Annotated in this window: 28 protein-coding genes and 1 pseudogene; 6 read left to right on the top strand and 23 right to left on the bottom strand. The window is 36.3% G+C overall.

The annotated features are described in order from the left end of the window. Positions 1-15 precede the first annotated feature (15 nt). The 5 genes from AC3WVZ_RS02530 to AC3WVZ_RS02510 form a co-directional block, all read right to left on the bottom strand. Positions 16-1,218, bottom strand: coding sequence for an MFS transporter (locus AC3WVZ_RS02530; protein WP_000742952.1), 1,203 nt, complete (start codon positions 1,216-1,218; stop codon positions 16-18). A 212-nt stretch (positions 1,219-1,430) separates the two neighbouring features. Beyond that, entirely contained in the window at positions 1,431-2,009 is a 579-nt protein-coding gene (locus AC3WVZ_RS02525; RefSeq protein WP_002025356.1) for a TetR/AcrR family transcriptional regulator, read from the bottom strand. Between the two features lie 151 nt (positions 2,010-2,160). After that, positions 2,161-2,475, bottom strand: coding sequence for a DMT family transporter (locus AC3WVZ_RS02520; protein WP_000539671.1), 315 nt, complete (start codon positions 2,473-2,475; stop codon positions 2,161-2,163). Positions 2,476-2,477: 2 nt separating this feature from the next. Beyond that, positions 2,478-2,822, bottom strand: coding sequence for a DMT family transporter (locus tag AC3WVZ_RS02515; RefSeq protein WP_000796022.1), 345 nt, complete (start codon positions 2,820-2,822; stop codon positions 2,478-2,480). Positions 2,823-3,235: 413 nt separating this feature from the next. Further along, positions 3,236-3,595 (bottom strand): MerR family transcriptional regulator, encoded by a 360-nt coding sequence (locus AC3WVZ_RS02510; protein WP_000288065.1) that lies wholly within the window; start codon positions 3,593-3,595, stop codon positions 3,236-3,238. A gap of 134 nt (positions 3,596-3,729) precedes the next feature. On the opposite strand from AC3WVZ_RS02510, the gene AC3WVZ_RS02505 reads away from it, so the two are divergent. Beyond that, the gene (locus tag AC3WVZ_RS02505; protein ID WP_000878068.1) at positions 3,730-4,500 is read left to right on the top strand and encodes an SDR family NAD(P)-dependent oxidoreductase; all 771 of its coding nucleotides are present in this window, start codon (positions 3,730-3,732) and stop codon (positions 4,498-4,500) included. Positions 4,501-4,580: 80 nt separating this feature from the next. Here AC3WVZ_RS02505 and AC3WVZ_RS02500 read toward each other — a convergent pair whose 3' ends face one another. Next, a complete protein-coding gene (locus tag AC3WVZ_RS02500; protein ID WP_000686665.1) occupies positions 4,581-5,036 on the bottom strand; it encodes an N-acetyltransferase in 456 nt (151 codons plus the stop codon). A gap of 129 nt (positions 5,037-5,165) precedes the next feature. Further along, entirely contained in the window at positions 5,166-5,660 is a 495-nt protein-coding gene (locus tag AC3WVZ_RS02495; protein ID WP_000446097.1) for an Lrp/AsnC family transcriptional regulator, read from the bottom strand. A gap of 205 nt (positions 5,661-5,865) precedes the next feature. Here AC3WVZ_RS02495 and AC3WVZ_RS02490 point away from each other — a divergent pair, with 205 nt between their 5' ends. Further along, the gene (locus tag AC3WVZ_RS02490; protein WP_233935965.1) at positions 5,866-6,777 is read left to right on the top strand and encodes a DMT family transporter; all 912 of its coding nucleotides are present in this window, start codon (positions 5,866-5,868) and stop codon (positions 6,775-6,777) included. A gap of 34 nt (positions 6,778-6,811) precedes the next feature. On the opposite strand, the gene AC3WVZ_RS02485 is transcribed toward AC3WVZ_RS02490, so the two are convergent. The 3 genes from AC3WVZ_RS02485 to AC3WVZ_RS02475 form a co-directional block, all read right to left on the bottom strand. Further along, positions 6,812-7,297 (bottom strand): PRK06770 family protein, encoded by a 486-nt coding sequence (locus AC3WVZ_RS02485; protein WP_233935964.1) that lies wholly within the window; start codon positions 7,295-7,297, stop codon positions 6,812-6,814. Further along, positions 7,297-7,698 (bottom strand): nuclear transport factor 2 family protein, encoded by a 402-nt coding sequence (locus AC3WVZ_RS02480; protein ID WP_001126706.1) that lies wholly within the window; start codon positions 7,696-7,698, stop codon positions 7,297-7,299. The genes AC3WVZ_RS02485 and AC3WVZ_RS02480 overlap by 1 nt, the downstream gene beginning before the upstream one ends. 154 nt (positions 7,699-7,852) lie before the next feature. Then, positions 7,853-8,257, bottom strand: coding sequence for a DoxX family protein (locus AC3WVZ_RS02475; protein WP_001077751.1), 405 nt, complete (start codon positions 8,255-8,257; stop codon positions 7,853-7,855). Positions 8,258-8,466: 209 nt separating this feature from the next. Between AC3WVZ_RS02475 and tnpC the strand changes: the two genes are divergently transcribed. Then, positions 8,467-9,870, top strand: a complete 1,404-nt coding sequence (tnpC, locus tag AC3WVZ_RS02470; RefSeq protein ID WP_100910632.1) for an IS66 family transposase — start codon at positions 8,467-8,469, stop codon at positions 9,868-9,870. A gap of 243 nt (positions 9,871-10,113) precedes the next feature. On the opposite strand, the pseudogene AC3WVZ_RS02465 reads toward tnpC, so the two are convergent. The 6 genes and pseudogenes from AC3WVZ_RS02465 to AC3WVZ_RS02440 form a co-directional block, all read right to left on the bottom strand. Then, positions 10,114-11,483 (bottom strand): annotated as a pseudogene (locus AC3WVZ_RS02465) (IS1182-like element ISBth7 family transposase); the annotation flags it as partial. 148 nt (positions 11,484-11,631) lie between these two features. Continuing rightward, a complete protein-coding gene (locus tag AC3WVZ_RS02460) occupies positions 11,632-12,705 on the bottom strand; it encodes a DUF871 domain-containing protein (protein ID WP_000580625.1) in 1,074 nt (357 codons plus the stop codon). A gap of 48 nt (positions 12,706-12,753) precedes the next feature. Continuing rightward, complete coding sequence (locus AC3WVZ_RS02455; RefSeq protein ID WP_000711301.1) at positions 12,754-14,118, bottom strand: PTS transporter subunit EIIC; 1,365 nt, start codon at positions 14,116-14,118, stop codon at positions 12,754-12,756. 24 nt (positions 14,119-14,142) lie between these two features. Further along, positions 14,143-15,027, bottom strand: coding sequence for an N-acetylmuramic acid 6-phosphate etherase (gene murQ / locus AC3WVZ_RS02450; RefSeq protein ID WP_000892327.1), 885 nt, complete (start codon positions 15,025-15,027; stop codon positions 14,143-14,145). A 155-nt stretch (positions 15,028-15,182) separates the two neighbouring features. Beyond that, positions 15,183-16,046, bottom strand: a complete 864-nt coding sequence (locus tag AC3WVZ_RS02445) for a MurR/RpiR family transcriptional regulator (protein ID WP_000648168.1) — start codon at positions 16,044-16,046, stop codon at positions 15,183-15,185. A 29-nt stretch (positions 16,047-16,075) separates the two neighbouring features. Beyond that, the gene (locus tag AC3WVZ_RS02440) at positions 16,076-16,390 is read right to left on the bottom strand and encodes a hypothetical protein (protein ID WP_000704958.1); all 315 of its coding nucleotides are present in this window, start codon (positions 16,388-16,390) and stop codon (positions 16,076-16,078) included. A gap of 369 nt (positions 16,391-16,759) precedes the next feature. On the opposite strand from AC3WVZ_RS02440, the gene AC3WVZ_RS02435 reads away from it, so the two are divergent. Beyond that, on the top strand, positions 16,760-17,989 hold the full coding sequence (locus AC3WVZ_RS02435) for an IS110 family RNA-guided transposase (protein ID WP_103655522.1): 1,230 nt from the start codon (positions 16,760-16,762) through the stop codon (positions 17,987-17,989). A gap of 258 nt (positions 17,990-18,247) precedes the next feature. On the opposite strand, the gene AC3WVZ_RS02430 is transcribed toward AC3WVZ_RS02435, so the two are convergent. Further along, positions 18,248-19,471 (bottom strand): cation:proton antiporter, encoded by a 1,224-nt coding sequence (locus AC3WVZ_RS02430; RefSeq protein WP_060852387.1) that lies wholly within the window; start codon positions 19,469-19,471, stop codon positions 18,248-18,250. A 105-nt stretch (positions 19,472-19,576) separates the two neighbouring features. Here AC3WVZ_RS02430 and bcaP point away from each other — a divergent pair, with 105 nt between their 5' ends. Beyond that, positions 19,577-21,037 (top strand): branched-chain amino acid transporter BcaP, encoded by a 1,461-nt coding sequence (gene bcaP, locus AC3WVZ_RS02425; protein WP_233935962.1) that lies wholly within the window; start codon positions 19,577-19,579, stop codon positions 21,035-21,037. A 28-nt stretch (positions 21,038-21,065) separates the two neighbouring features. Here the strand turns inward: bcaP and AC3WVZ_RS02420 are convergent, their stop codons facing one another. The 3 genes from AC3WVZ_RS02420 to AC3WVZ_RS02410 form a co-directional block, all read right to left on the bottom strand. After that, positions 21,066-21,236 (bottom strand): hypothetical protein, encoded by a 171-nt coding sequence (locus tag AC3WVZ_RS02420; RefSeq protein WP_001174839.1) that lies wholly within the window; start codon positions 21,234-21,236, stop codon positions 21,066-21,068. A gap of 12 nt (positions 21,237-21,248) precedes the next feature. Beyond that, entirely contained in the window at positions 21,249-21,452 is a 204-nt protein-coding gene (locus AC3WVZ_RS02415) for a hypothetical protein (protein ID WP_000435797.1), read from the bottom strand. A 79-nt stretch (positions 21,453-21,531) separates the two neighbouring features. Then, positions 21,532-24,030 carry a LamG-like jellyroll fold domain-containing protein gene (locus AC3WVZ_RS02410; protein WP_233935960.1) on the bottom strand — a complete coding sequence of 833 codons (2,499 nt, stop codon included), beginning with the start codon at positions 24,028-24,030 and terminating at the stop codon, positions 21,532-21,534. Positions 24,031-24,399: 369 nt separating this feature from the next. Between AC3WVZ_RS02410 and AC3WVZ_RS02405 the strand changes: the two genes are divergently transcribed. Then, the gene (locus AC3WVZ_RS02405; protein ID WP_233936548.1) at positions 24,400-24,807 is read left to right on the top strand and encodes an S-Ena type endospore appendage; all 408 of its coding nucleotides are present in this window, start codon (positions 24,400-24,402) and stop codon (positions 24,805-24,807) included. Positions 24,808-24,863: 56 nt separating this feature from the next. Here AC3WVZ_RS02405 and AC3WVZ_RS02400 read toward each other — a convergent pair whose 3' ends face one another. The 3 genes from AC3WVZ_RS02400 to AC3WVZ_RS02390 all read right to left on the bottom strand — a co-directional run bounded on the left by AC3WVZ_RS02400 (position 24,864) and on the right by AC3WVZ_RS02390 (position 26,283). Continuing rightward, complete coding sequence (locus AC3WVZ_RS02400; RefSeq protein ID WP_098223099.1) at positions 24,864-25,190, bottom strand: DUF3992 domain-containing protein; 327 nt, start codon at positions 25,188-25,190, stop codon at positions 24,864-24,866. Between the two features lie 20 nt (positions 25,191-25,210). Next, entirely contained in the window at positions 25,211-25,579 is a 369-nt protein-coding gene (locus tag AC3WVZ_RS02395; protein WP_001277537.1) for a DUF3992 domain-containing protein, read from the bottom strand. Between the two features lie 98 nt (positions 25,580-25,677). Then, positions 25,678-26,283: a DedA family protein gene (locus AC3WVZ_RS02390; RefSeq protein ID WP_000435017.1), complete on the bottom strand. Its 606-nt coding sequence runs from the start codon at positions 26,281-26,283 to the stop codon at positions 25,678-25,680. Positions 26,284-26,297 lie beyond the last annotated feature (14 nt).

Genomic DNA, 26,297 nt, shown 5'->3' with positions numbered 1-26,297 from the left:
TCGTAAGGGGCTTCATTACTTCGCAAAACTTTCAGCCAACTGTTTCTCTCTCCACATAAATGTAATAGCGAGACCAACTATTAAAACAACTCCTGAAAATGCATATGGATAATGAATATTCATATCAAATAATATTCCGCCCATCGCTGGTCCTGCGATATTTCCTAAACTCGTATAAGTCGAGTTCATTCCAGCAACGAATCCTTGCTCTTTTCCAGCTGCTTTTGATAAAAACGTCGTTAAAGCTGGACGAAGTAAATCAAATGCTAAGAAAATGAAGCAAGTAACGAGAAGTACAATCCAATAATTAAAGACTACAGTTGAGACGAATGCTAATACTGCACCTACAATTAAACATATTTGAATTAATACTTTCTCACCGAACATGTCTACCAATTTGCCAAACATAAATACTTGCACAACTACCCCAAAGATTGAACTGATTGTAATAATTGCTGCAATATCTTTCGGCGAGAAACCAAATTTATGATCTGAGAATAAGCTAAACACAGTTTCATACGCCGATAATCCGAATGCGAGTACAAATACGATAATAAATGCAATTGCATACATTGGATGTAATGATTTCTTTAAATCACCAATAAAACTTGATTCTTTCGTATTAGAAGAAATCTCTGCAAGTTCTTCTTTCGTTAACGGTTCTTTTAAAATAAAGATTGAAATCACACATGCTATAAAAGCAATTGCTGCTGCAACGAAAAACGGCACACGTATACCGTATTCTGCAATAAATCCGCCGATTCCAGGCCCTATAATGAATCCAGTACTAATAGCCGCAGATAAGTATCCCATCGCCTTTGGACGTTCCTGAATAGATGTAATATCCGCAACATATGCCGTAACACCAGGCATAATAAAAGCAGCACTAATTCCGCCTAATACCCTTGCCACATAAAGCATCCACACATCTTTTCCTAATCCAAAAAGAAGCTCTGAAACACCAAAAATAAATAATCCAATGATTATCATTTTCTTCCTACCGTAAAGATCAACCCATCGGCCTGTAATAGGTGAAGTAATGAGCTGTGCCATTGCAAACACTGCAACGAGATATCCCATCGTCTTCCCTGTTAAATGCATATCATTCATAAAGGACGGCATAACCGGAATGATTAATCCAATCCCTAAAAAAGCGATAAATATATTACTCAAAAGAATAACCAATACCATCTTTTGTTCTTTTATCGGTTTCTTCACTTTTTAACACCTCTTCCCATAAGTTCCTCTCAAAAAATAATACCCAAGAAGCTTTTTCTTTATCCTGCTCTTTGCGGGCTAGTAATGAGTGAGGATGCCTCCACTCATTAGAATTTCACTCTATCCTTCTACACATACATAAGTATTAGGTGAATGACTATCATTCAGTTTTCCTCAAAAATGAACCTACCTTTTCAGACAGGTTCATCTTACTACTTCTTTATATGTAGTGCATGTGTTAAAAAATCTAGTACTTCTGCCTTTTGCAAATCCACTTGCTCATCATCTTTATGATCATATAAATAAACTTGTTCCGCTGCTGATTCAACAAGAGCGATAAATAACTTCGCTGTTCGCTCTGCGTGAACCGAATCACGAATTTCACCGGCTTCTTTCGCCTCACTTAAAAATTCGCTTAACCACATATAAAGAGGCTCATACACAGCTTCCCACTCTTTTATATGTTCAGTAGATGCAAGACCTGCATACATTAAAGCTTGTATTTCACGGTATTCCTCTATAAAGTGAAACACCGCATCGATTACTTGTGCCACTTTATTTGAAAAAGGTACATCTTTTTGTACTTTTTCTTTCACTGCAAGTATCATCTTTTCAACCATCACTTCTGCTATTGCAGGCATAACAGATAGCTTAGAAGGAAAATATAAATAGAAAGTTCCTTGCGCAATGCCAGCTAATTTCACGATATCAGAAATCTTCGTTTTTTCGACGCCCTTTTCCTGAAACACTTCAATAGCTGCATAGACAATTTTCTCTTTTTTATTCATCATCTAAACCCTTTCACACGCATATTGAATGACTGTCACTCATTTTATAAGATAATCGATTGTACTGTCAATGATAGTGAACTCTAAGAGGAAATCATTTTTTTATAATAAAATCTCCTAATAAACAATTAGGAGATAAAAATGCAATATATCTTTAAGAAAGTGCCTTTAATCCTGTCACTCCACATACAATAAGAAACACACTAATGATACGCGCTTTACTTTTCGACTCACCAAACAAGAACATGTTTAACAAAACTGCACCTGCTGTTCCGATACCAATCCAAACCGCATATGCGACACTTACTTGTAAAAATAAGAAGGAAGTATACAAAAATGCGAAGGATGTAGCAAACCCACCGATATAAATTGCACCATTGGCTAATGTCTTATCTTTACTGTACATTTTAAGACCTATCACACCGACTATTTCACTAATTGCAGCACAAAATACGAAAAACCAACCCATCTTTAAGCAGCTCCTTCCACAGTTTCTTCTTTATTATCAGCTAGCTTTAAACCGATAACGCCAGCTACAACCATCACGATAAAAAATAACTTCCCTACACTGAAACTTCCACCGAAAAGAAATACATCCATTAAGAAAGTACCTACCGTACCAGCTCCGGCGAAAACAGCATATACAGTCCCTGTTGCAAGATGTTCACACGCTTTAGAAAGGAAGTGAAAATCAACAGCGATAACTCCTAAAATAATAATCCAATGCCACCAAGTATTGGCTGTATTAAAACCAAACACCCAAAAAATTTCAAAGATACATGTTAATATGACATATAACCAAGCTCTATTTTTCATACCTCTCACCTCTTATGACTGACTATCAGTCATTTTTATTTTAAAAAAATATACTCTTTCATCAATACTATATAAAAACAACTATCATCCTCATTTACCATTGTATTTGTTCCATTTCTAAGCTAACTGCATCCTGTCACATAAAAATGACTGAATGTCATTCATATATATTGTACATGAACATTTTAAAAACTGTCAATGCCGAAAGTTTATTTAAAATTTCTTTCATCTGATTTGTATATTTCTTAATAATCTGTCAATACTGCTAGTAACATAATATTTTCTCCACTCCCCCTTGGAGAGATCCCTTGAATGGAGCAGTTAGCTTTTGCTAGCTGCTCTTTTTTATTTGTCCGCACACTTATGATGAAATACTCATAGATCAAATCCATTTTTCATCACATAACAACCATCTATTTATTTTCCAATAAGTTTTTGTATGCACGAATTTTATTCTCAAGCATCTTCTCTGTAACCTCTAAGTTTTCTCTTTGAATCTGAATAGATTTCCTATGATCTTCTAGGAGCTGTAAACGAGCTTCTGTTGTATGCTCCCCTTCTGTATATAATCTAGCGTATTCTCTTATTTTCGCTATTGGCATTTGCGTTTGTTTTAATTTCATTACAAACTGCAACCACTTTATATGTGACTCTTCGTAAAGTCGATTTCCATTTGTATCACGATTTGCAATTAATATATTTTCCTTTTCATAATAACGTAGTGTATGTGTGCTCACGCCTAATAATTTTGCTACCTCGCTAATTGTGTACATACTAAAACTCCCTTCACATGCTTACCCTCATATATTTTATAACCGTATCAAATTTATAAAAAACGTTTGACTTAGAGTATACTCTAACAAATACAATCTAACCATAAATGAATTTGAATTTAGGGGGATTTTATATGAAATACACTGTTATTACTGGCGCAAGTTCCGGAATTGGTTATGCAGCCGCTTTAGCATTTGCATCTCGCGGAAAAAATTTAGTACTTGTAGCTCGAAGACAAGAAGAATTAAACGGATTAAAATTGAAAATTAACGAAATGCATCCTGAGTTGGATGTTGTCATTCGAAAAACTGATTTATCTGTGACTGAAGATGTTTATAAACTTTATGAAAGCCTACAAGCTTTTCAAATTGAAACGTGGATTAACAACGCAGGTTTTGGTAATTTCGCCTCAATTGCTGAACAAAATTTAAATAAAATAGAGACGATGTTGCATGTCAATATAGAAGCACTAACAATACTCTCTTCTCTTTTCGTTCGAGATTATTCAATGATTGATGGAACACAGCTTATTAACGTTTCATCGGGCGGCGGATACACAATTGTTGCTGATGCTGTTACGTATTGCGCTACGAAATTCTATGTAAGTGCATTTACAGAAGGGCTGTCTCACGAACTGAAAGAACAAGGCGCAAAACTGCAAGCAAAAGTTTTAGCTCCTGCTGCAACTGAAACAGAATTTGCGAAGCGTTCATTTGATATTGATGAATTCCAATATGATAATGTTGTACCAAAATTCCACACTGCAAAACAAATGGCACAATTTATGCTCGACCTTTATGATAATGATAAAGTTGTAGGAATTGTCGACGGTTTAACGTATAACTATGAACTTAAAGATCCACTTTATAATTTTGCCGTGAGACAAAAGAATTCAAATTCTTAATAACCTGTCCATTTCTTATGGAAATATATGTTCCCACTATATATGTAAATAATAGTGGGAACTTTTTCTCTATAAATTTTTCATCCAACATACCGCACCATCGCCACTTCATCACAATAATCCACCTTTGGACAATGTCTACAATCAATCCATACTTTCTCTGGCAACGATTCTTTATTTATAAAATCAAATCCACACTTTTGAAAAAATACTGTTTCATATGTTAAGGAAATTACTCTTCTTACATTTATTTTCGTAGCTTCCTCCATTACATGATTTACGAGCATACGCCCTATCCCTTTCCCTGCATATGTATGCGAAACTACTAACGATCGTATTTCTGCAAGATCTTCTCCTAATACATGCAATCCAGCAACTCCAACAATTCTCTCATCTTCTTTCATAACATATAAACATTGCAAATATTGATAAAGAGACAAAAGAGAACGTGGTAAAACAACTCCCTCTTTTGCATAAACCTCAATAAGACTATAAATTTCTTTCACATCACTCGTCACTGCATTACAGATTTTCATATTACATCCCCTTGCCCCTCAATATTAATATTTATAACTTAAAATGAATTTTAATTCATAATTTTATATAATAATACATCTCTCTTTTCTCCTCGTCAATCAATTTATACAAACAAAAAACCAAGCAATCTAATCGATGCTCGGTTCCTCATTTCGTATCGGCAATACCGTCGAATATTTAATTTCACGAAGTGCTAAACTTGTCTGTATCCTTGTAATACCAAGCTTATTCAACTTTCTAATAAACTGCTCTAGTTCTTTACGATCACGATTTGCAACCTTTAATAAATAATCGTACTCTCCTGTTAAACAGTGACATTCTAACACTTCCGGCATCGATTCTAATTCTTTCTCCAACACTTCCAACTTGTCAAATTGATGAATATTCGTACTCATAAAAATAAAACATAATAAATCAAACCCAAGCTTTTCTTGATTTAAAATCGCAACTTGCTTATCGATGAAACCTTCCCCATCCAATCTTTTTATTCTTGCATGCATCGCAGCCGGTGATAAATTAACGCGACGTGCCAGCTCTGCATTACTTACTTGTGACTCCTTCTGCAATATATCTAAAATTTGTACATCCAAATCATCCAACACTTTAATAACAGACGACTCCATTACAATTCCCCCTTTTTTCTTACCGATGATTATTCGAAAAAACACCTTATACCTTACAAAAAACTGAATATCATTCCGTAAATATCATTCGCAACTAAAGATTTTATCGAATTTTCACCATTATACAAAAGAATATATTACATAATAAAGAAAAATGCTAAAATTATTTACAATTCGTATTGATTACAAAAAAGGGGATTTTAGCATGCCTTATTTTTACGTCTTTTTACTATTACTAACGAGCTTATTATGGGGAGGAAATTTTGTCGTTGGAAAATCACTCGTCGATCATGCATCGCCGATGACACTGACAAATTTAAGATGGATGATTGCGATTGTTTGTTTATTACCGATGGTATGGTTTAAAGAAAAGAAAATCCTTCCACCACGTACCGCAATACTTCCTTTAATATTGATGGGAATTTCAGGGGTCGCTCTTTTTAACATCTTTCAATTTTTAGCATTACAAAAAACATCCGCTACGAATGTAGGTCTTATCTCTACATTGAATGCAATTTCAATCGCATTATTTTCAGTATTATTTCTAAAAGAAAAAGTAAATACACTCCAAATCCTATCCATGATTCTTTCATTCTTCGGGGTTATCCTCGTCCTATTAAAAGGTGATTTCTCGCTTTTATTTTCACTACATTTTAATAGCGGCGATTTATGGATGATTGCAGCAGTTTGTATTTGGGGAATCTATTCTGTTTGTAGTAAATGGGCAACAAAAACAACTACACCACTTATGGCAACGTTGTACTCTGGTATTTTCGGCGTTATTTTATTACTACCGTTTAACATAGGTAGCTTCACTGTTTCAAATATAAATACTTCTTTCATCACATCACTTTTATATACTGGGCTTATTTCGACAGTTCTTTGTATGGTATTTTGGAATATTGGCGTACAAAAATTAGGCGCAACTACATCAGGTATTTTTCTAAACTTCAATCCAATTTTCACAGCCATTTTAGCATTCATATTCCTCGGAGAAGAATTAACGTGGATACAAATTTTAGGAACAATTGTCGTTGTAACAGGGTGTTATTTATTTTCTCATTTCAAAACTGTTGCCGTTCAGCCTGTTAGACCTTTAATGCGAAAACATTCTTAATGAAAAAACATCGTCATCTGGGTTGGCGATGTTTTTATTTACTCTTCATTTCTTTTATATACTGTTTTTCCTCTTCTGGCGATAAACGTTCCGTCGCCTTACCAGTATCTCCACCTTGAAGGCCCCATAAAAAGTTATGCTCCTCAACAGTTTGAGAAAAATCTCCTTTTTCCCATCTATTTATAATAGAAAATAACTTCATTTTATATTGAAAACCTGTACTATTTTCAATATCCCTTTTCACATTAGAAATTTCCTTTTTTGTCATCTCTACAAATCCCCATTTTTCAGAGGATTTTACCTTTTGGTGCACCATTTTATGCATAGTAGAAATAATTTCACCTTCACTAATTTGCGGAGCTTCTTCTGCAGCTTTTTTCTCTTTTTCGTTTGCCGCTCGCTCGATTTGAATATTTTCATTTTCTTTTTCCACATATGCAAGCAATTTCTTTCCGCCAACTATAGACGAGAAAATTACTATAATTGTAATGCATATACCTAAGATCCATTTAAAAAGCATTATCTCTTCATCGCTTCCCTAACAATATGACTATCTACATATTGCTTAAACTTCACGATTTTTCCGTTCTCAAGTTGCCATACATGAACAAATTCTGCTTCAAATGATTTTCCTGTTTCTTTATAAACTCCAGAATACATACCTTCAGCAATAATTGCATCTTTTCCGTTTACTTCATGATATGTATTTACCCTTGCTTTATAATCATCCCATTCTGATCCTAAACGGCTAAATACATTTTCCATTATAGCTTCTACGCCTGTATATGTTCCGCCATACGGGAAACCTTCTGCCTCTGTCCATTCCACTTTTTCAGAGAGGGCTTCTGCTAAATGCTTTGCATTCGAAGAAGCTGATCCTTCATACGTGCTTTGAATAATTTCTAAATTTGATTTAGGCATATTACTTCCTCCCGTTTATTTATTTTTACACAAGATGTAACCTATACAGTTACATCTTGTGTAAAAAAATATTTAAATTGTTTCATTCGTAATTCATTAGTTGTAATCATTATAGTTACAATAATTCTTCAAGTCAACAATTTATAAATAAAATTTACTTCGTTTTCATTACTTTCTCTTTTAAGAAACGATCTACATATCCTTCTGCTTTTACTACGAATAAATACGCACCCATTGATAATAATGCAAGATCTAATTCATATCCTGGATTCTTTCCATCTCCTAATAAACCTGCTGCTCCATTTACCTTTACGATAGCTCCAGCTAAAATAAGAGCGAATAACAATCCTACATATCGTACACCTAAACCGATAATTAATAATATACCACCAACTAATTCTACAGTTGCTACGCCGTATGCAAGGCCACCTGGTAAACCGATGCTTGTAAACCATCCTGCTACATTATCGATACCTGATTGAAACTTTGCTAAACCGTGTGCAAAGAACGTAACTCCTAACACGATACGAATAATTAAATTCCCAATATATTGATTCATTTTGAACTCTCCTTTTTGTTTTGTTATGGTGAACTTTTATTTACAAGTCAAAACAATACGGTATTTTATTTCATTCGTCAAATACTTTTTTAAAGAAAACAAAAAACGTAACTACTCAGCCACCTTTCGGTGTCTTTTTTAAATTTTACTAGTTTCATATGCCTCCCATTTGTAAATACTGAGTATATCAAACAGGGGAGGTGAATCTTATGGTCGATCGAAAAATTATTTTAGATACATATAAAAAAGGACCTGAAGCTGTTATTTCTTTATTTGAAGAAACATTTTCTAAGTTAGAAAAACGTATACAAGAACTAGAAAATGCTTCAAAAAAAAACTCCAAAAATAGTCATAAGCCACCTTCTACAGATGGTTTGGGTAAGCCCGTTACAAAAAGTTTGCGCAAACCGTCTCATCGTCAAACGGGTGGCCAGTTGGGCCACAAGGGACATACTCTTGGTTTGACAGCGACTCCAGATCATACGATTACACATTCTCCTACATATTGTACTTGTTGTCATACTTCCTTGAACCACGAGCCTGTAAAAGGGTATCGCATTCGCCAAGTGTATGACTTACCACCTATTCAGATCGAAGTGACAGAACATAAAGTAGAACAGAAAGAATGCCCACATTGCCATTCTATCCAAGAAGCCCAATTTCCTTCGACAGTATCTCGTCCTGTTCAATATGGTCCAAATATAAAAAGACTGATTCCCTATTTAACGCATTATCAATGCATTTCTTTGAAGCGAACAAAAGAATTCTTTCAGGATTGTTTTGGACATTCTATAAGCGAAGGAACCCTGGTAAATCATACACAGGCTTTCGCTTCTCAATTGCAGCCATTCATAAAAGAAGTAAAGGAAAAGATTCTGCAGTCTCCTGTTGTCCATTTTGATGAAACTGGTATGCGTGTAGAAAACAAAACACAATGGTTACATACTGCCAGTACACCGGAGGTGACATTGCAACATATTCATCAAAAACGTGGAAAAGAAGCAATGGATGCTGGAGAAATCTTGCCATCTTTTTCTGGAATTGCGATGCATGATGGTTGGAAATCGTATGATGCGTATACAGATTGTCGTCACGTTTTATGTAATGCCCATCTCTTACGAGATTTACAAGGAATTATAGATAGTACTGGAGAACAATGGGCACAACAGATGCAGAAATTTCTAACGCAAGCGTTGACGATGAAAAAGCAATCCGAAGGTACCATGCCAAAAGCGACGCAAAAGAATCTGTTTATTATGTATCAATCCATATTGAAAGAACAACAGATTCTTTCCACGAAACAAAAGAAGAAAGGAAAGCAGACGCCTTCTCAAAATTTATGGAATCGCTTCGTCAAGTATTCTGACAGAATTCTAGCGTTTTTAGAACATCCAGCCATTCCATTTGATAACAATCAAGCAGAACGGGATATTCGGATGACGAAAGTAAAACAGAAAGTGTCTGGGACTTTCCGAAGTAAGAAAGGCGCAGAATCTTTTTGTCAGATACGAAGCTTTATGAGTACCATGAAAAAACAAAAACAATCGGTCTTACAAGCGATAAACCAAGTCATAGAAACTAGAACGGTTCCTTGGAATAACACGACTTCATAAGAGAATTTCTCTATTTGGCATAGATTCTTTCTCTGATTGGAGTATTTTCTTTTCATGTTTTCGAATCGGAAACATGTATTTGGCCTGTTTTTTTATTTGAAGAAGCTGAGTAGTTACCAAAAAACATTATCCGTTTTACGGATAATGTTTTCAGAGTGTTGGGAAACCCTTTAGGGTTCCCAACACTCTGGAATCTTTTTTGATTTTAGCGAATAAAAACAACATAAAATAATAGAATTTTAAAAAATAGCCCTCCACCTGACCCTTTTTGGTCAGGTGGAGGGCTATTTTTTTCATGTTTTGACAAGCTGCGGTGAGATAAGCTTGCATTTGGACAGACTTCAGCCCTCGAAACCGGGCATAGCGGTAGCCATGTAGTTCTTTGGCGTCTGCAAAGCTTCGCTCTATAGTGGAACAGCGTACTTTATACAACCTTTTCCCTGTAGCTGTTAGCTTGTTTTTTCTAGCAATATCCTTATATTTCTCCCACACATGATGAGTGATAACTTTTTGTTTTTGTTTCTTTGAAAAGCACACCTCACGTAACGGACAAACAGCGCAGTCTTCTGGATTCGATTTGTATTGACGGTATCCTTCACGATCAGTTGTTACATATTCTAGAATACATCCCATCGGACAAGCGAAAACATTCATTTCTTCTACATATTTAAATTGGCTTTTCGGTACTTCTTTATTCCGTTTTCCAAATCGGCGATACCCCATCACCATAAATATATTCCGTTCTGATAGTTTCTTACAGATATATCCTGTAAAATAGCCAGCATCAAGGGCAACAGCTTCTACTTTGAAGTCGAATTTATCAATCTGAGCTTGGAGGCGTGCTAAATACGGCTCGGAATCTGCCATATTTCCAGCCGTTACATAGGTATCTGTAATAATATTGTACTTCGCATCAGTCGTACGATGATCCAAGAAATGAAAACCATTTGGTTTTCCATCTCTCATTAAAAATCCACTATCTGGATCCGTTGTACTTATACGAGTTTTTTTGGTAGGGGTATCACTTTCCTTTCTAGGTTTTAATTCTTTTTTCCATGTACCTCACGATCTTCGATTACCGCAGCTTCTAGCTCGTCTATATAAAACTTTGCTTTTTCTTTTTTATATTTATGTACAAATTTATTTTTATTGGCATTGGCCTTAATATGTGTAGAATCTGTCATCAGTGCACGTCCTCCTACCATCCGGTGCTCCGTCGCTTGTCTCACAATCTCATCAAAAATTTCTTCGAAAATATTTGTATGAATAAAACGAGTACGACGATTCCAACTGATTGTAGAGTGATCCGGAATAGTATCCGATAGAGAAAACCCTAAAAACCAACGGTAGGCAATATTCGTTTTAATTTCCTTTTCCAATTGACGCTCAGAACGAATACCGTAAAAATATCCAATAAACATCATCTTAAATAAAACAATAGGATGAATGGACGGGCGTCCATTGTTTTCACAGTAATAAGGGCGTAACTTCTCTTCAATAAAATCAAAACTAATTGTCGCTTCAATTGCACGAAGGAAATGATCTTGTGGAACCAACTCTTCTACAGAAACAGATACACGCTCATCACGATGATTTTTTAAAGCACCCATCATAAAAAATCTCTCCTTTTCCTCTTTTTTATCAGTGTTGACACATAAAAAGAGGTTCAGACACAAAAACAGGCTGTGGAGAAGACTTTCTCCACAGCCTGAAAACATTATCCGTTTTACGGATAATGTTTTCCTACAAAATAGCGCTAATTCAAGCTTTTATTCTATCGCATAGAAAAAGTTGAAACATTTTTCCAGCGCCAATATAAGGCAGTAAAGAAACGTCCTCTTCCACAACTATTCCAACAACATTCACTTTCTCATCTACAGGTAAATCATGTGTAGCAACTTGCATCTCCCCTGCATATCTACCGTACAATTCATTATCAATTGTAATACTGCCTTTCTTTCTTACAATTGTATGCATCGGCTGTAACACCACTCTATTTCCTTCCCTTGATTCTACAGATCGAATAACATCACGAGCTGGATCTAGTCTATTTGTATGCACTTGCTCCACCACTTTTAATACTTCTTTATCAGTTATAAATGATTTGTAACGCAATGGAATAATCCCTCTACTCGCACTAGCTACTTCTTGCATACTTTCCAAACTTGCGCTTATATCTCCAATCAATACTTTATCAACACCACAATCTTGAACAAGTTCTAAGTACGCTTCAAGCGGGCGCATATTGCGATGTTTTTCTAACGTTGGTAACCCTTCATATAACGGACCTCGTTTTTCCGCATCTCCTGGAATAAATGCCATCATCTTTATTCCGCACTCCTGTAAATATTGATTTTGTTTTTGTAAGAAGGACTTTGCTAGTCCTGTCTCTGGACGTGGGTAAAAATTATGCCATGCTTCTACATTCTCTACTCTTATATGTTCTGCAAGTAATTCTTTCCAAAATGGCTTTGTAATCGTACTCGCATTTAAAGCTACTTTCATCTTATGAGATACGCTTGCAATTTCTTTTGGCGCAATGCCGTAATCCATTCTTAAACCGGTAATGCCCCAGTCCAATAGTTCTTCCACATTTTCATATGTTAGCCCTAAATGGTGTAACGATTTTGGAGAAACATCAACCATTAACTCCATTTCATGTGCAAGAGCTTGTTTCCCTAATATTTGAATTAACTCTTTATACGTATTTGGATCATCTTCTGGAATGTGCAGTGATGTAAAAATAGATGTAAACCCATTTTCCTTCGCTACTTTTAGCCACTCTTCTTGTTTCTCTACTCGTTCTTTTGAAAGATAAATGGAAACTCCGATCATATAAATCTCCCTTTCTATTAATAGAAAAAGAGAAAGGAATCCCTTTCTCTATATGTTTTCTGCCATTTCTTCTTTAAATCCGAAGAAGTACGTAAAGATAAATCCGAAAGCATATGCAATTACTAAACCTAAGAAATAGAGTAAATATTTATTGTCAGCAATTAACGGAATTAAAGATAGCCCTGATACGCCAATTCCAAGAGAAGCTGTTTGCATAACTGCTTGGAATGCACCACCGACAGCCGCTCCTAAACAAGCAGTAATAAACGGTTTCCCAAGTGGTAATGTCACCCCGTATAATAACGGCTCACCAATTCCTAAAAAGCCAACTGGCAATCCACCTTTAATTACATTTCGAAGTCGTTTGTTTTTTGTTTTCACATAAATCGCAATTGCTGCGCCCACTTGGCCAGCACCAGCCATTGCGAGCACTGGTAATAAAGGTGTTACGTGTGTTTGATTAATAAATTCCATATGAATTGGTGTTAAACCGTGATGCAATCCGACCATAACGAGAGGTAAAAATGTTCCCGCAAGTACTGCGCCAGCAAATGCTCCGCCAATATTTAAAATAGCATTAATTCCGCTCGTAATACCATCTGATAAGAAACCTGCTAATGGCTGAATGGCTAACATCGTTACGATACTTACAACTAATACAGTAATGAGTGGTGTCACGATAATATCAACTGCGTTTGGCACTGCTTTTCGAACTTGTCTTTCCACTACAACCATAAGCCATGCTGCAAAAATAACTGCAAATAATCCGCCCCGTCCGGGCACTAATGCTTCACCAAACAATTTTACGTTTGCCATCGCCGGGTTGAAAATTAAAATACCAGCAATTGCCCCAAGAACCGGTGTCCCGCCAAATTCTTTCGCTGTATTCCAGCCGACTAAAATTCCTAAGAATGTAAAGATACCGCCGCCAATGAGTAGTAACATTTGTAACCACGTTGCATTTGGATCAGCACCAGCGTTTTTCGCAAAGTTAGCAACCCCGTTTATAATTCCTGACGCAACAAGTCCTGGAATTAACGGAATGAAAATACTTCCTATTTTTCGTAAAAAGTTTTTCACCGGTGTATTATTTTTCTTCTTAATCTCTGATTTCATCTCTTGCCCAATATCTTCAAGGTGATGATCTGCTACCTCACCAATTCGTAGTCCTGTCAAACCTTCCATTTCAGCTGCCACTTTATTTACTGTTCCCGGACCAACGACAACTTGAAGCGTCTCATCTTCTATAACACCCATAACGCCTTCAACTTTTTTCAAAAGGTTCATATTTACTTTACTTTCATCATGAAGCGTTAAACGTAGTCTCGTCATACAATGAGCAATACTACGAATATTTTTTATTCCTCCAAGTTGCTCCGAAATTTCCTTGGCCATTCTCTCTTCTTTCTTCATAATAGAATCCCCCTCCCTATTATTTTATAGTGCTTTCTTCACAAACCCTTTAGCGTATTTTAGTTTCTCCAGTGCTTCCCCATATTCACACTGCAACAACACCATAACAATTGCAGCTTTTACGTTACGTTCTGCCTTTTCATAATACTCTGCCGCTACTTCATAACTAGCGCCTGTTGCTTCCACAATAATTCGTTTTGACCGTTCTACTAACTTTTCATTTGTGGATTGAACATCTACCATTAAGTTTTTATATACTTTTCCTACACCAATCATCGAAGCTGTTGAAATCATATTCAGCACTAATTTTTGTGCTGTACCAGCTTTTAAACGCGTTGATCCTGTTAATATTTCTGCACCTGTTTCTACTTCCACATTTAAATTTGCATATTTACTTATTTCAGCATTTTTATTACAAGAAATACTCGCTGTACTCGCTCCTACGCTCTGTGCGTATTTCAAGCCGCCAATTACGTAAGGAGTTCTGCCACTGGCAGCAATTCCAATCACTGTATCTTTCTCATTTAATCCAATACTTTTTAAATCTTCTTCTGCTAACTCTTCGCGATCTTCGGCACCTTCCACCGCCTTAGTAAACGCTTTCAATCCACCTGCTATAAATCCTTGCACCATTTTATCATCCGTTCCAAATGTCGGCGGACATTCCACTGCATCTAGGATACCTAAACGACCACTCGTACCAGCACCAATGTAAATTAAGCGTCCCTCTTCTTCAAAAGATTTAATAACAGTCTGTACAACCTTTTCAATTTGTTCTATCTCTTTTTCAACTGCTAACGCAACAGTTCGATCTTCTTCATTCATACTTTGCAACACTTCTTTTATGCTCATTTCATCCAGTTTCATTGTTTTCTCATTACGATGTTCTGTCGATAAATTTTCTAACATATTTCCACCCTCTTTGAAATTATATTTCACACTTTTATTATAACTTTAAGAAACTAAAAATCAATAATCCTTTCTTATTTTATGAAATAAAATTTCACAACATGACATATTTGTGTCAAAGATAATAAAAAAGATGAGTCTCCTCATCTTTTCTTCTACTTTAACTTCCGTAACCGCAACGCTTCTTCTCGCGTCTCCATAAATTGATCCAATACTTTATTACCAATTCGATTGAAAGTAATAACATATAAAGCATCGATCATATTCAATTGTGTCATTCTCGAAGCAATACTCGCAATACGATGATCTTGTTCTACATCTGGCATACAAAGGCGAATATCCGCTTCTTTATATAGGGGTGATGATTGATCTAATTTCGTAATTCCAATAACAGTTGCACCTTGTCTCTTTGCATACTGCGCCATTTCAAGCACATCTCTCGTTCGACCAGATGTTGAAATCGCAACAAATATATCGCCTTCTTTTAAATTCGTCACAAGCGGCAACATCATATGAAAATCAGATAGCATCATCGCTGTAAATCCAAGCCGTGTAAATTTATACGCCCCATCCATCGCTGGCGTAGCTGACCCACCTACGCCGTAAAATATAATTTTGCCCGCATTGACGATACGATCCGCTGCTTTCTCAAGTTCCTTCTTATCTATCGCAGTAACACTCGCCTCAATTGCAGCTTTATTCACATAAGTAACTTTATTAAATAAATCATACGGTCCATCTTCTGTATTCATCACTGAAAAATCGTTAATATTATAATCAGCAATCGTTAATTCACGAACGAGTGCTATCTTAAATGCTTTAAAACTTCCGATTCCAATCGATTTACAAAAGCGAACGACACTCGCTTCACTTGCGCCTGCATTCGTTGACACTTCTTTCGTCGTTAAATTCGGTACAATCTCTGCATTCTCCATTATGTACATGGCAACCTTCTTCTCAGCTGGTGAAAATTGATCCATATTACTTTCAATTTTAAATAGTAATGTTGAAGCTTTCACTATTTAACCTCCACTTCTTACGGTTGCGTTCACTTATTTTCTCTTGCTTCAAGAAGGTAATAACCATCATCGCCAGGAGGATGAAACACATTTACAATGCGATTCCCTTTTTGATAAACAGTTCTTTCCCCCTCTGTCCACTTCTTTTCCCAACCGTTCATCCAAATCGCAACATCAGGTAAAAAAGCAGTATATTTCAGCTTCTGACCGTACTCACCATCTGCTTCTTCCGAAAAAATAGAAACCGGAAAATCTTTCACTTTTGATTCTTTCCATGCAGTAAATGGTATACATACTGCAATAAGTACGATTACACCGATAACCTTCTCCTTCGTAATCTTCACACTTCCCTCTCCTCGTATATTATATTTAAGCTCTATCTCGAGCTTAGATTTGCCACTTATATTAATGAGAGACCAGTAAAAAACACTTGGACGTCTCAAGATATTTCTAGATAATGATCTTAGGATCATTTGGGACAATTCTTCCCTCTCCTGTGGATGTACCACATAAAAAGAGTGTTTCTCAGTGAACGTGCGGGACTCCCTACGCGCAGGCTGAGCAGCCTGACCTTCGAACCTAGATGTTAGTAGCTCTAGGGCGGCTTTCGATTCAGGACAAGCTCTCATACACGAGGTTGTTGGTCGGCGTACACACTAGAGATATCTCGAGACGTCCAAGAAATGATTCTAAATCGAAAGGAGGTCTCTTACGTGAGATTATTTGCTGGTCTAGATGTAAGTTCGTTTGATATAAAAGTTTGTATTCTAAATGGTGAAGGAGAAAAGGTAGACTCCTTTTCAGTCAATAATGATTTACCAGGTGCCACAACGCTCAAAGAGCGATTATTAAAGCACATAGCCAATCAAAAGGTAGAAATCTTTAAAATTGGCTTAGAATCCACATCTGTTTATAGTTTTCATCCATCCATGTTTCTTCACTATGATGAAGACTTACAAAGCTTTGGAGCAAAGGTATTTCTTATGAATCCTAAGCAAATTGCTAACTTCAAGAAAAGCTATTCTGACATGGATAAAACGGACGAGATTGATGCCTTTGTCATCGCTGATTACTTACGCTTTGGCCGAAATCAAATGTCCATCGTAAAAGAGAGTCAGTATGTGGCACTCCAGCAATTAACAAGATCTCGTTATCAACTCGTTAGAATGTTGACAAAAGAAAAACAACATTTTTTACAATACCTAAGTTATAAATGTAATACATTCTCACAAGAAGTGGATTCTTCTATATTTGGTAACGCCATGATGGAATTATTCCTTGAAAAATTCAGTCTAGAAGAATTAGCTGATATGCCTTTAGAGGAACTCGTTGAGTTCCTACAAGTAAAAGGGAAAAATCGATTTGGTGACCCGACATGTATCGCATCAACTATTCAAAAGGCTGTTCGCTCTTCCTATCGTTTGGATAAGGTCGTAGAAGACTCAATCGATGTCCTTCTCGGAACATCAATCGCGGTGATTCGTACCTATCAACAGCAAATCAAAGAAATAGAAAAGTCCATTAAGCGAATCATGGCTGGATTAACGCAAACACTCGAATCTATTCCCGGAATTGGCCCTGTATTCGCCGCCGGTATTATCGCTGAGATTGGTCAAATCGAAAGATTTGATGATGAAACCAAGGTAGCAAAATATGCCGGATTATATTGGCGTACGCACCAGTCTGGTCGATTCACCGCAGAAAACACTTCATTATCCCGTAATGGAAATCATTACTTGCGGTATTACTTAGTTGAAGCCGCCAACTCTGTAAGAAAGCATGTATCTGATTATCAAGAATATTACGTAAAAAAATATAATGAAGTACCAAAACATCAACACAAACGTGCACTCGTTCTAACCGCAAGAAAACTTGTGCGATTGGTGGATGCGCTACTACGCAGTCACCAACTCTTTACGCCAGAAAGGTGCGTGAAAGTGTGACATAAAACTTGTCATCGCTACCTTTCAATCATTTTCCAGTAAATTACATATATTACTGGTTTAGTTTCGTGATGTCTTTTTTAAGCAAATAGGCCTTTGATAACTAAAAGTTCTTTTGTTTTTCAGTTGACATACTACCGCAGGTCTTGTCATATCACATACATAGATTTTACCATAATTACAAACCCTTCATGCTATATGATCATTGCTTTTGGGAATAAAAAAAGAGCTTACCTACATCAGATAAGCCCTTCCTGTCTATACAAAATATTTCTTCAAAAGTGGCGGTGTAATAATCGTCGTCAATATAACAACAATAACAATCGCTGTGAAATTTTCTTTCGCTAATAAATTCGCCGTAAGTCCATTTGCTGCGATGATAAGCGCTACTTCACCACGTGATACCATCCCCGCACCAATACTGATAGAAGATTGGCGATTAAATCCTGTCAGTCTTGCGCCTAAGCCGGATCCGATTAACTTTGTGAAAATCGCAACGAGAGTCATAATAATAATGAACCAAAGCTGACTTCCAATGCCTTGAAATGTAATTTCCATTCCGATACTTACGAAGAATACTGGAACAAATATTGCATAAGCAATCGGTTCAATTTTATGTTCCACTTCATGCTTATACTCTGTTTGAGAAATAGCAATTCCTGCTGCGAATGCTCCAATAATGCCTGCAATTCCCATCATTTCACTGTAATAAGAAAAAGAGAAGCAAATAATAAGAGCTGCACTAATTAACGCTTCTGTTACACGAAGCGGGACAAGCATTTTCATAATCCAAGGAACGACTTTCCAAGCAATAAAAACAATACTTACAAAGAAAATAATTTTCTTTACAATGACCAGTGTTATATTCACATCTTGCGTTCCTAAAAAACTCATTACAAATGCTAATAAAATAACGACAATGACATCATCAAATACGGCAGCACCTAAAATGGTTGTACTTTCTCTCGTATTCATTTTTCCTAGATCACGTAGCGTCTGCACCGTAATACTAACCGATGTTGCGCAAAGTAATAACCCTAAAAAAATGGCATGGGATTGTATTAATCCAAACAGCAATCCTGTTACATAACCACCGATGAAAGGAAAAATAATTCCACCGGCCGCTACTGCAAACGACGATTTCAAATTCCGATTTAACTCTTCTAAATCTGTTTCAAGTCCCGCCATAAACATAAGTAACAAAACACCAATCTCACTCAATTCATCAATCAGTTCAGAACTATTAATAATACCAAGTACAGCCGGACCGATAATAATACCAACAATTAACTTACCAAGTACAGAAGGCTGACCAAGTCTTACACTAATGTCACCAGCTAATTTCGTACAAAGTAAAATGACGACAAGTTCAAAATAAAATAACATAGCATCTGCTCCTACTTTAACTTTAATCAGTGGGTCGTTAACCCCCGTCCATTTCTGCAAGTAGTTTCCCCTATTGATCCGCATTTTATTTGTCATATTTTTATTTGACAAAATATTCTGAATTATATTAAGATTAATCCAGCAATTTTAAAAAACTACATACCATAACTGCACCTCCACTTCCTTACTTACTCTTTTTTAATGGACTCATACTATAGTCGCAGTTATGGAAATGAAAAAACGGGGGGAGAGTCCAAAGTGAAGTCATTATTACGAAAAAAAGCGCTTAGTACTGAATCACCAAAGCAGCTAGCTAGAACATTAACTGCACTCAATTTAACATTTTTAGGAATCGGCGCCGTAATTGGGACAGGGATCTTTGTATTAACAGGTATTGTTGCAGCAAAACATTCTGGTCCTGGTATTATGCTATCATTCCTTATTGCTGCATTTACTTGTGCTTGTGTAGCCTTTTGTTACGCTGAATTTGCTTCTTCTATTCCTGTCTCAGGAAGTGTGTATACTTACGCATACATGACAGTCGGAGAAGTCGTCGCCTTCATCGTCGGATGGTGTTTAATGCTCGAATATTTACTTGCCGTTGCAGCAGTAGCTGTCGGTTGGTCTGGTTATTTGCAATCATTACTACAAGGGTTCAATATACACCTGCCCGCCATAATCGCCTCGGCCCCCGGCGTAGGAAAAGGTGGTCTCATCGATTTACCTGCTGTCTGTATTTTACTTCTTATTACAGGCCTTTTAAGTTTTGGTATACGCGAAAGCGCACGCATTAATAATATTATGGTTCTTATTAAGTTAGCCGTTATTATCGCTTTTATCGTAGCAGGTGCAAAATATGTAAAACCTGAAAACTGGACACCGTTCATCCCATTCGGATACGACGGTATTATTACTGGGGCTGCCACTGTGTTCTTCGCCTTCTTAGGATTTGATGCAATCGCAACAGCTGCAGAAGAAACGAAAAAACCGCAGCGTGACTTACCAATTGGTATTATCGGTTCTCTTCTTATTTGTACTGTTTTATATATGATCGTATCTTTCGTTTTAACAGGTATGGTTCCTTATACGCAATTAGACGTTTCTGATCCAGTTGCATTTGCATTGCATTTCGTTGGTGAGGATACAATTGCAGGACTACTCGCTGTTGGAGCGATGACTGGAATGACAACCGTTCTCTTAGTCGTTATGTATGGACAAGTTCGCGTTTCGTATGCGATGAGCCGTGACGGTTTACTTCCAAAAGCGTTAGCACGTGTAAATAAAAAAGTAAAAATCCCTTTATTAAATACGTGGATTACTGGCGTTGTTGCTGCTTTATTAGCAGGCCTTTTAGACTTACATTTGCTAGCGAATTTAGTAAACATCGGTACGTTAACAGCCTTTACATTCGTTTGCTGCGCAGTACTTATTTTACGAAAAACACACCCTGATTTAAAACGTGGATTCCGTACACCTTTCGTACCTGTATTACCAGTTGTCGCGATTCTTTGCTGCTTATATTTAATGATCAATTTGTCTAAAACAACATGGATTAGCTTTGCAGTTTGGCTTATGGTCGGCTTATGCTTCTATTTCTTCTACTCTAGGAAACATAGTCATTTAGCTATTGAAAAAACAAATGATGAAAAGAAAAAAGCATAACAAAATAGCTCGCCGTTTTAGCGGCGAGCTATCTTTCTGTACTATTATATTTTTTCGTCAACGATTGTAAAATGAAAAATATGCCGATGCAAGCTGTAAACCATGCCCAATTTCCTATTGGCGTTGCGTATTTCACAATTCCAATACCTACAAGCAATAGGAAAATAATCACCTGATATATGAGCTTCCACTTTTGCATATATTCCCTCCTTTACTTCGTTCCCTTCTTTTTATTCTTCCAGGCATTTAAACTATCAAAGAAGAAATTAATAAATAACGTGCCTAAACCCGCTAATAAAAACGTCATTAAAAATAAAACCCATATACTTTTTTCTTTTAAGAAATAATATCCTACAAGGAGCACAACCGCGATCCATACATATTCAAGAATTCTTTTTAGCTTTTTCTGTTCCAAATTATTCGCTCCTTCATTCTATGCTATTTTTAGTATAACAAAAAAGAAGCCTATCATGATAAGCTTCTTTTCTTCTCTCTTATTTGTTTATGCTTTTTTCAACGAGTGAAATCGTATACTCTAATGTACGATTCATTGTTTCTACCTGTGTATCTTTTACTTTTACATCTTTCACTACAGCTTCGGCCACTGTAATTTTTTGACTCAGTGCTTTCACTGAACCGTCCGTTATATTTGCATCTTGCGCTTTTTTCACTACTACTTTTGCAGATTCAATATTGATTTGTAATTTTTCTTTCGGTGTTTTCGGTTGTTCTACTACTTTAGATTGTACAAATGTTACATTAGCTGTTTTTAATTCGTTATATGTTTGAACGATTTGCTCTCCCGTGCTCCCTACATTTTCAAACACTTGTTTTGCATTATTATAGCTTTTCTCTAGTTCTTGAAATGCTTCCTTTGAATATTGACCTGGCTTATCACCAAACTCATACGTACCAGCTAACACTTCTTTCCCTTTTCCAAGCTCTTCATATAACGCGTTCACTTGCTCTAATTTCGTACGGTTAGAAAACTCATTGTACGCTGCTAATACTTCTGAAGAACTTAACGCTTTACTATATAATTTCGCAAGCGCGATTTGTCCATTTAACGGAATGCCACCATTTCCATTGCTATCAGGATCCGCTCCAAGTGCAAATGGTACATTTGGATGATACACTTTCCCTGTAGCTGGTTGGCTATTTACTTTTTTACCATCGACATAAATAGCTACTTCACTTCCGTTATACGTTCCTGTTAAATGATACGTTTTGTTCGCTTCTAATTGAACTCCAACACGTTTATAGCTGCCACCAATGTGAGCCCATAATTCAACATATCCACTTCCTGTAGACTCAAATCCAATTCCGCCGCTCTCTGTATTTTGCAAAATACCTTGTCCACGGATTTGATTCATTGAAAATACCGTTTCTAACGTAAATGTATTTGCTACTTTCTCTTTTTGTGCTGCTGAAAATGGAAGGTATCCAAATGTATTAGATTGTCCGTTTAACTTCATAACATTCTTTTTCAATGCTTTATCATATTCAATAGTCACATTGCCCTTCACATCACCTTTTGTTCCAAATGGTGAATTGTCTTTAAATGTACCATCTGCAAAATTCACATCAAAAACATCAGCCTTTGGCACTTTTACATTCGGATCAATATCATCTTTTTTCGTAGTAATTTCTGCCGTTAACGGCTGCACACTTTCATTACCAAACGAATCAATTGCAACGACTTCAAGTGTATATGTTTTCCCGCCATCTAACCCCGCAAGCGTAAACGTAAGATCTTTCGGCACTGGATCACGATAAAACTCTGAGAATGCTAACAATTTATTTTTTATTTCACCCGTTTGCTTATCTCTAGCCTGCACACGGTAAGAGTGAACAAGGAGGTTGTCCAATGCTTGTGGGAATGTTACTGTTGCCGCATTGTCTGTTACATTTGATACAGCAAGCTTTGCATCCTTAGCAAAGTATGGCTTTTCTTTATCACGATCTTCTACATGTGTAAATGTTTCTTTCTTTGCTGGTAATTTAATTTTCCAAGGCTCGCCTGTCCAAGAATTCGTATGGAAATCACGACGATTAATCGTTACTTCTTTATCATCTACTTCTACTAATAAACCTTGGCTTAACGTACTAGCTCCTGGCGGGATATTCCCTTGTACTTTACCACCTTCAACTTCCATATAACTTACTGAAGATGTACCAACTGATGTAAAGTCTTTTTGATGTATCGATCTCGGATCATCTAATGGATAATGTGAATGACCTGAAAACGTAATAACTTGTGGGTATTCTTTTAATACTGCATTAATTTTTGCGCTATCTTGTGTTCCCCATTCATGACTACCGTATACTGTCTCTTTAATGTGTTGATGTAAAAATACAAAAATCGGTTTTTCTGGATCATCTTTTTGCGCTTTTGCCATTTCTTCTTTTAACCAATTAATTTGCTTGTCCGAATAATAGCCATGAGTTGTTCCATTCTCTGGAGACATAACAAGGAAGTGATAACCTTTTACCACTTTATGATAATAAATTGATTCCATACCTGTTTTTTCTAAGAAACGCTTCTGTGCGCCCTCTACAGATAAACCGTTCCAATAATCATGGTTACCAAGAGAATTCATTCTCACGGCATCTTTATTTGCATTTTCATTATACACTTGCATGAAACGATCATATTGCTGCACTGATCCTGTATCTGTGAAATCACCTACAATAACAAATGCATCTTGCTTTGGTGCTAGTGTATTAAACTGTTCAATCGCTCTTTTCCAGCGAAACGTATCATCTGTTCCACTGTTTTTAATATGCACATCACTTACAACTGGAAAAACTATCTTCTTCTCACTTGATGCCTTTTCTTGATGCCTTTTCTTGATGCCTTTTCTTGATGCCTTTTCTTGCTTTTTCTCTTCCGCCTTGACTGATGTACTCCATGGAAATGATGCGAATGCTAATACAAAAAACATTAATAATCCAATAAGGCCTTTTACTTTTCTTAAAGCATTTCTGTCCACGTGAATCCTCCTCATAATAATTGATTCATTACAAGGGCTATTTTATCTAATACATGTTAATGTCGTTTAAATAACAAATGAACTTTATTAGATTTTTGTAAATATACAGTTAATTAGAAATTAAGTCCAACATTACTCGTACTATTGTATACAACCACCTTTTGTCTAAAAGAGTCTGATCATTCTTTTCCTATGACTATTCACATATAATCTTTTCTATAACACTAATGATAAGTTAAGGTTTAAACCTATTAGACAATCTTAATTTTTAATATTTCCTTCTTTTTTTAACACATCGGCCATGCTTTTACATTTAATAGTAATAAAAGACAACTTAAAAGGAGGGGGTATATTGAAGAATAAAAAAATATCGGCTGTTTCGCTCCTTTATCTATTATTTGTCCAGACCCTTGTCCACCGCCCCCTCCTCCAAATCCAAATTGCGAGCGAGTAACAAATGAATTTGCAGGGAACTTCCTCATAACTAATAACACCATCCCATCTGCCAAAGATGCATCACAATCAATGATACTATGGCAAAGTGATGGGATACTACTTATATCAGGTACTGTCTCGGTTTACAATAGTACTAGCAGCACCGAAGCAATTACAATTCAAATCGTTGGAACAGTAACCAATATTTTCACTGTGTTTCCTGGTAATACAATATCGTACACAGGAAAAGACCTACAGTCGATCAATATTATCAATATAACAAGTAATCCTTCACTATATTTAGAAGGCAAGTACTGTTGCGAATTTACATGTTGCTTATAGAATACCAATTTCATTATTTCCTTAATATAAAAAGCATACCGTTCACGGTATGCTTTTTATGAGATTGGATAACGTACTGTAATACAAAACTCTCCTTGATTAACAGTCGTTCCTGTCGTAGTAATTCGGACAGTGAAAGTACCACTACTTTGTGGTTGTACAGTAATTGTATCAACCACTGTTGCACCTACTAAAAAATCAACTGTAATCGGGTTGGCACCTACATCATACTTCACGTAACCTGAACCATATACTTCTTGCGTGATATTATTTGTATATACAATTTGAGTACCAGCACCTGTAATAGACCAGTCTGTACATACTTGGTCTTGCACAAGTGTTTTATTAGAACAACAAGACAAACTGGAACTTCTCATTCCCATTTCAATCCTCTCCTATTCTGCTATGAAAGTGGATAACGTGTTGTAATACAAAATTCTCCCTGATACGTTCCAGCAGGTGTTGCAGGTAACACAACTTGTATACTATCAAAGCGGCGATACGTAAAAGCAATACTCGTTCCTGGGTTTAATGTTTGTGTATCAATTGTACCCCCAGCAGAATCAAGTACCTCTACAGTAATTGGGCCTGGTCCAACATCATATTTAACAAAGCCAGTACCAATTACGTTTTGGTTAATATTATTTGTATAGAGAACATTATCAATTGCTGTTGCAACTACAGTAGCAGACCACGGACTACACACTTTATCTTGCACATAATTTTTATCTGGACAACAAGTTAATGCTGACCCTGAGCACTCACAAGACATAGTTGTTTCCCCTCTCTCTTTTATATTCCCTATATGTGTATGTCCCTCAGGGTCTTTTGCCTGTACTATTCATCTATTTTCAAAAAATATTCAAATGACTAAATAGATTCCGTTTTATTTCTTTTCTTCATATATTTATAGACAAAGATACTAGCAACGATAAGAATAACGCCTCCTAATATTGGTAGCATATATTGTCCAACAACGTCCGCTGCCTTTTCCCAATGTGGACCTAATTTCATTCCAAAATAAACATACAAAGTCGTTAACGGGAACATTGCTACAAATGTATATATGCTAAATTTCCATATGTTCATTTTCGCCATACCACATGGAACAGAAATAAGCGTTCGAACTCCTGGCACAAAGCGTCCAACAAATGCTACAACCGGTCCATATTTCTCAAAGAAATCATCTGCTTTTTGAATTTGTTCTTCTTTAATGAAGAAGTATTTCCCGTATTTTATTAATAGAGGACGACCACCGTAATAACCGAGTGCATATAACGTTAAAGGTCCTGTCGTTCCGCCGAGGGTTCCGGCTAATACAGCAAGCCAAAAATTCATATCTCCCTCGTACACCCAATAACCAACCATGGGCAAAACTACTTCTGCTGGAATAAATTCAAACGTTAATGCTAACACAACTCCAAAATAAGAAAATTGCTTTAAAAACTCGATTATATCTAAAATAATTTGCTCCATATTTTCTACCCCAA

The sequence above is a fragment of the Bacillus sp. CPT56D-587-MTF genome (assembly GCF_058792335.1).
The sequence above is the reverse complement of the archived record's forward strand: the minus strand, read 5'-3'. Positions and strand labels throughout refer to the sequence as shown.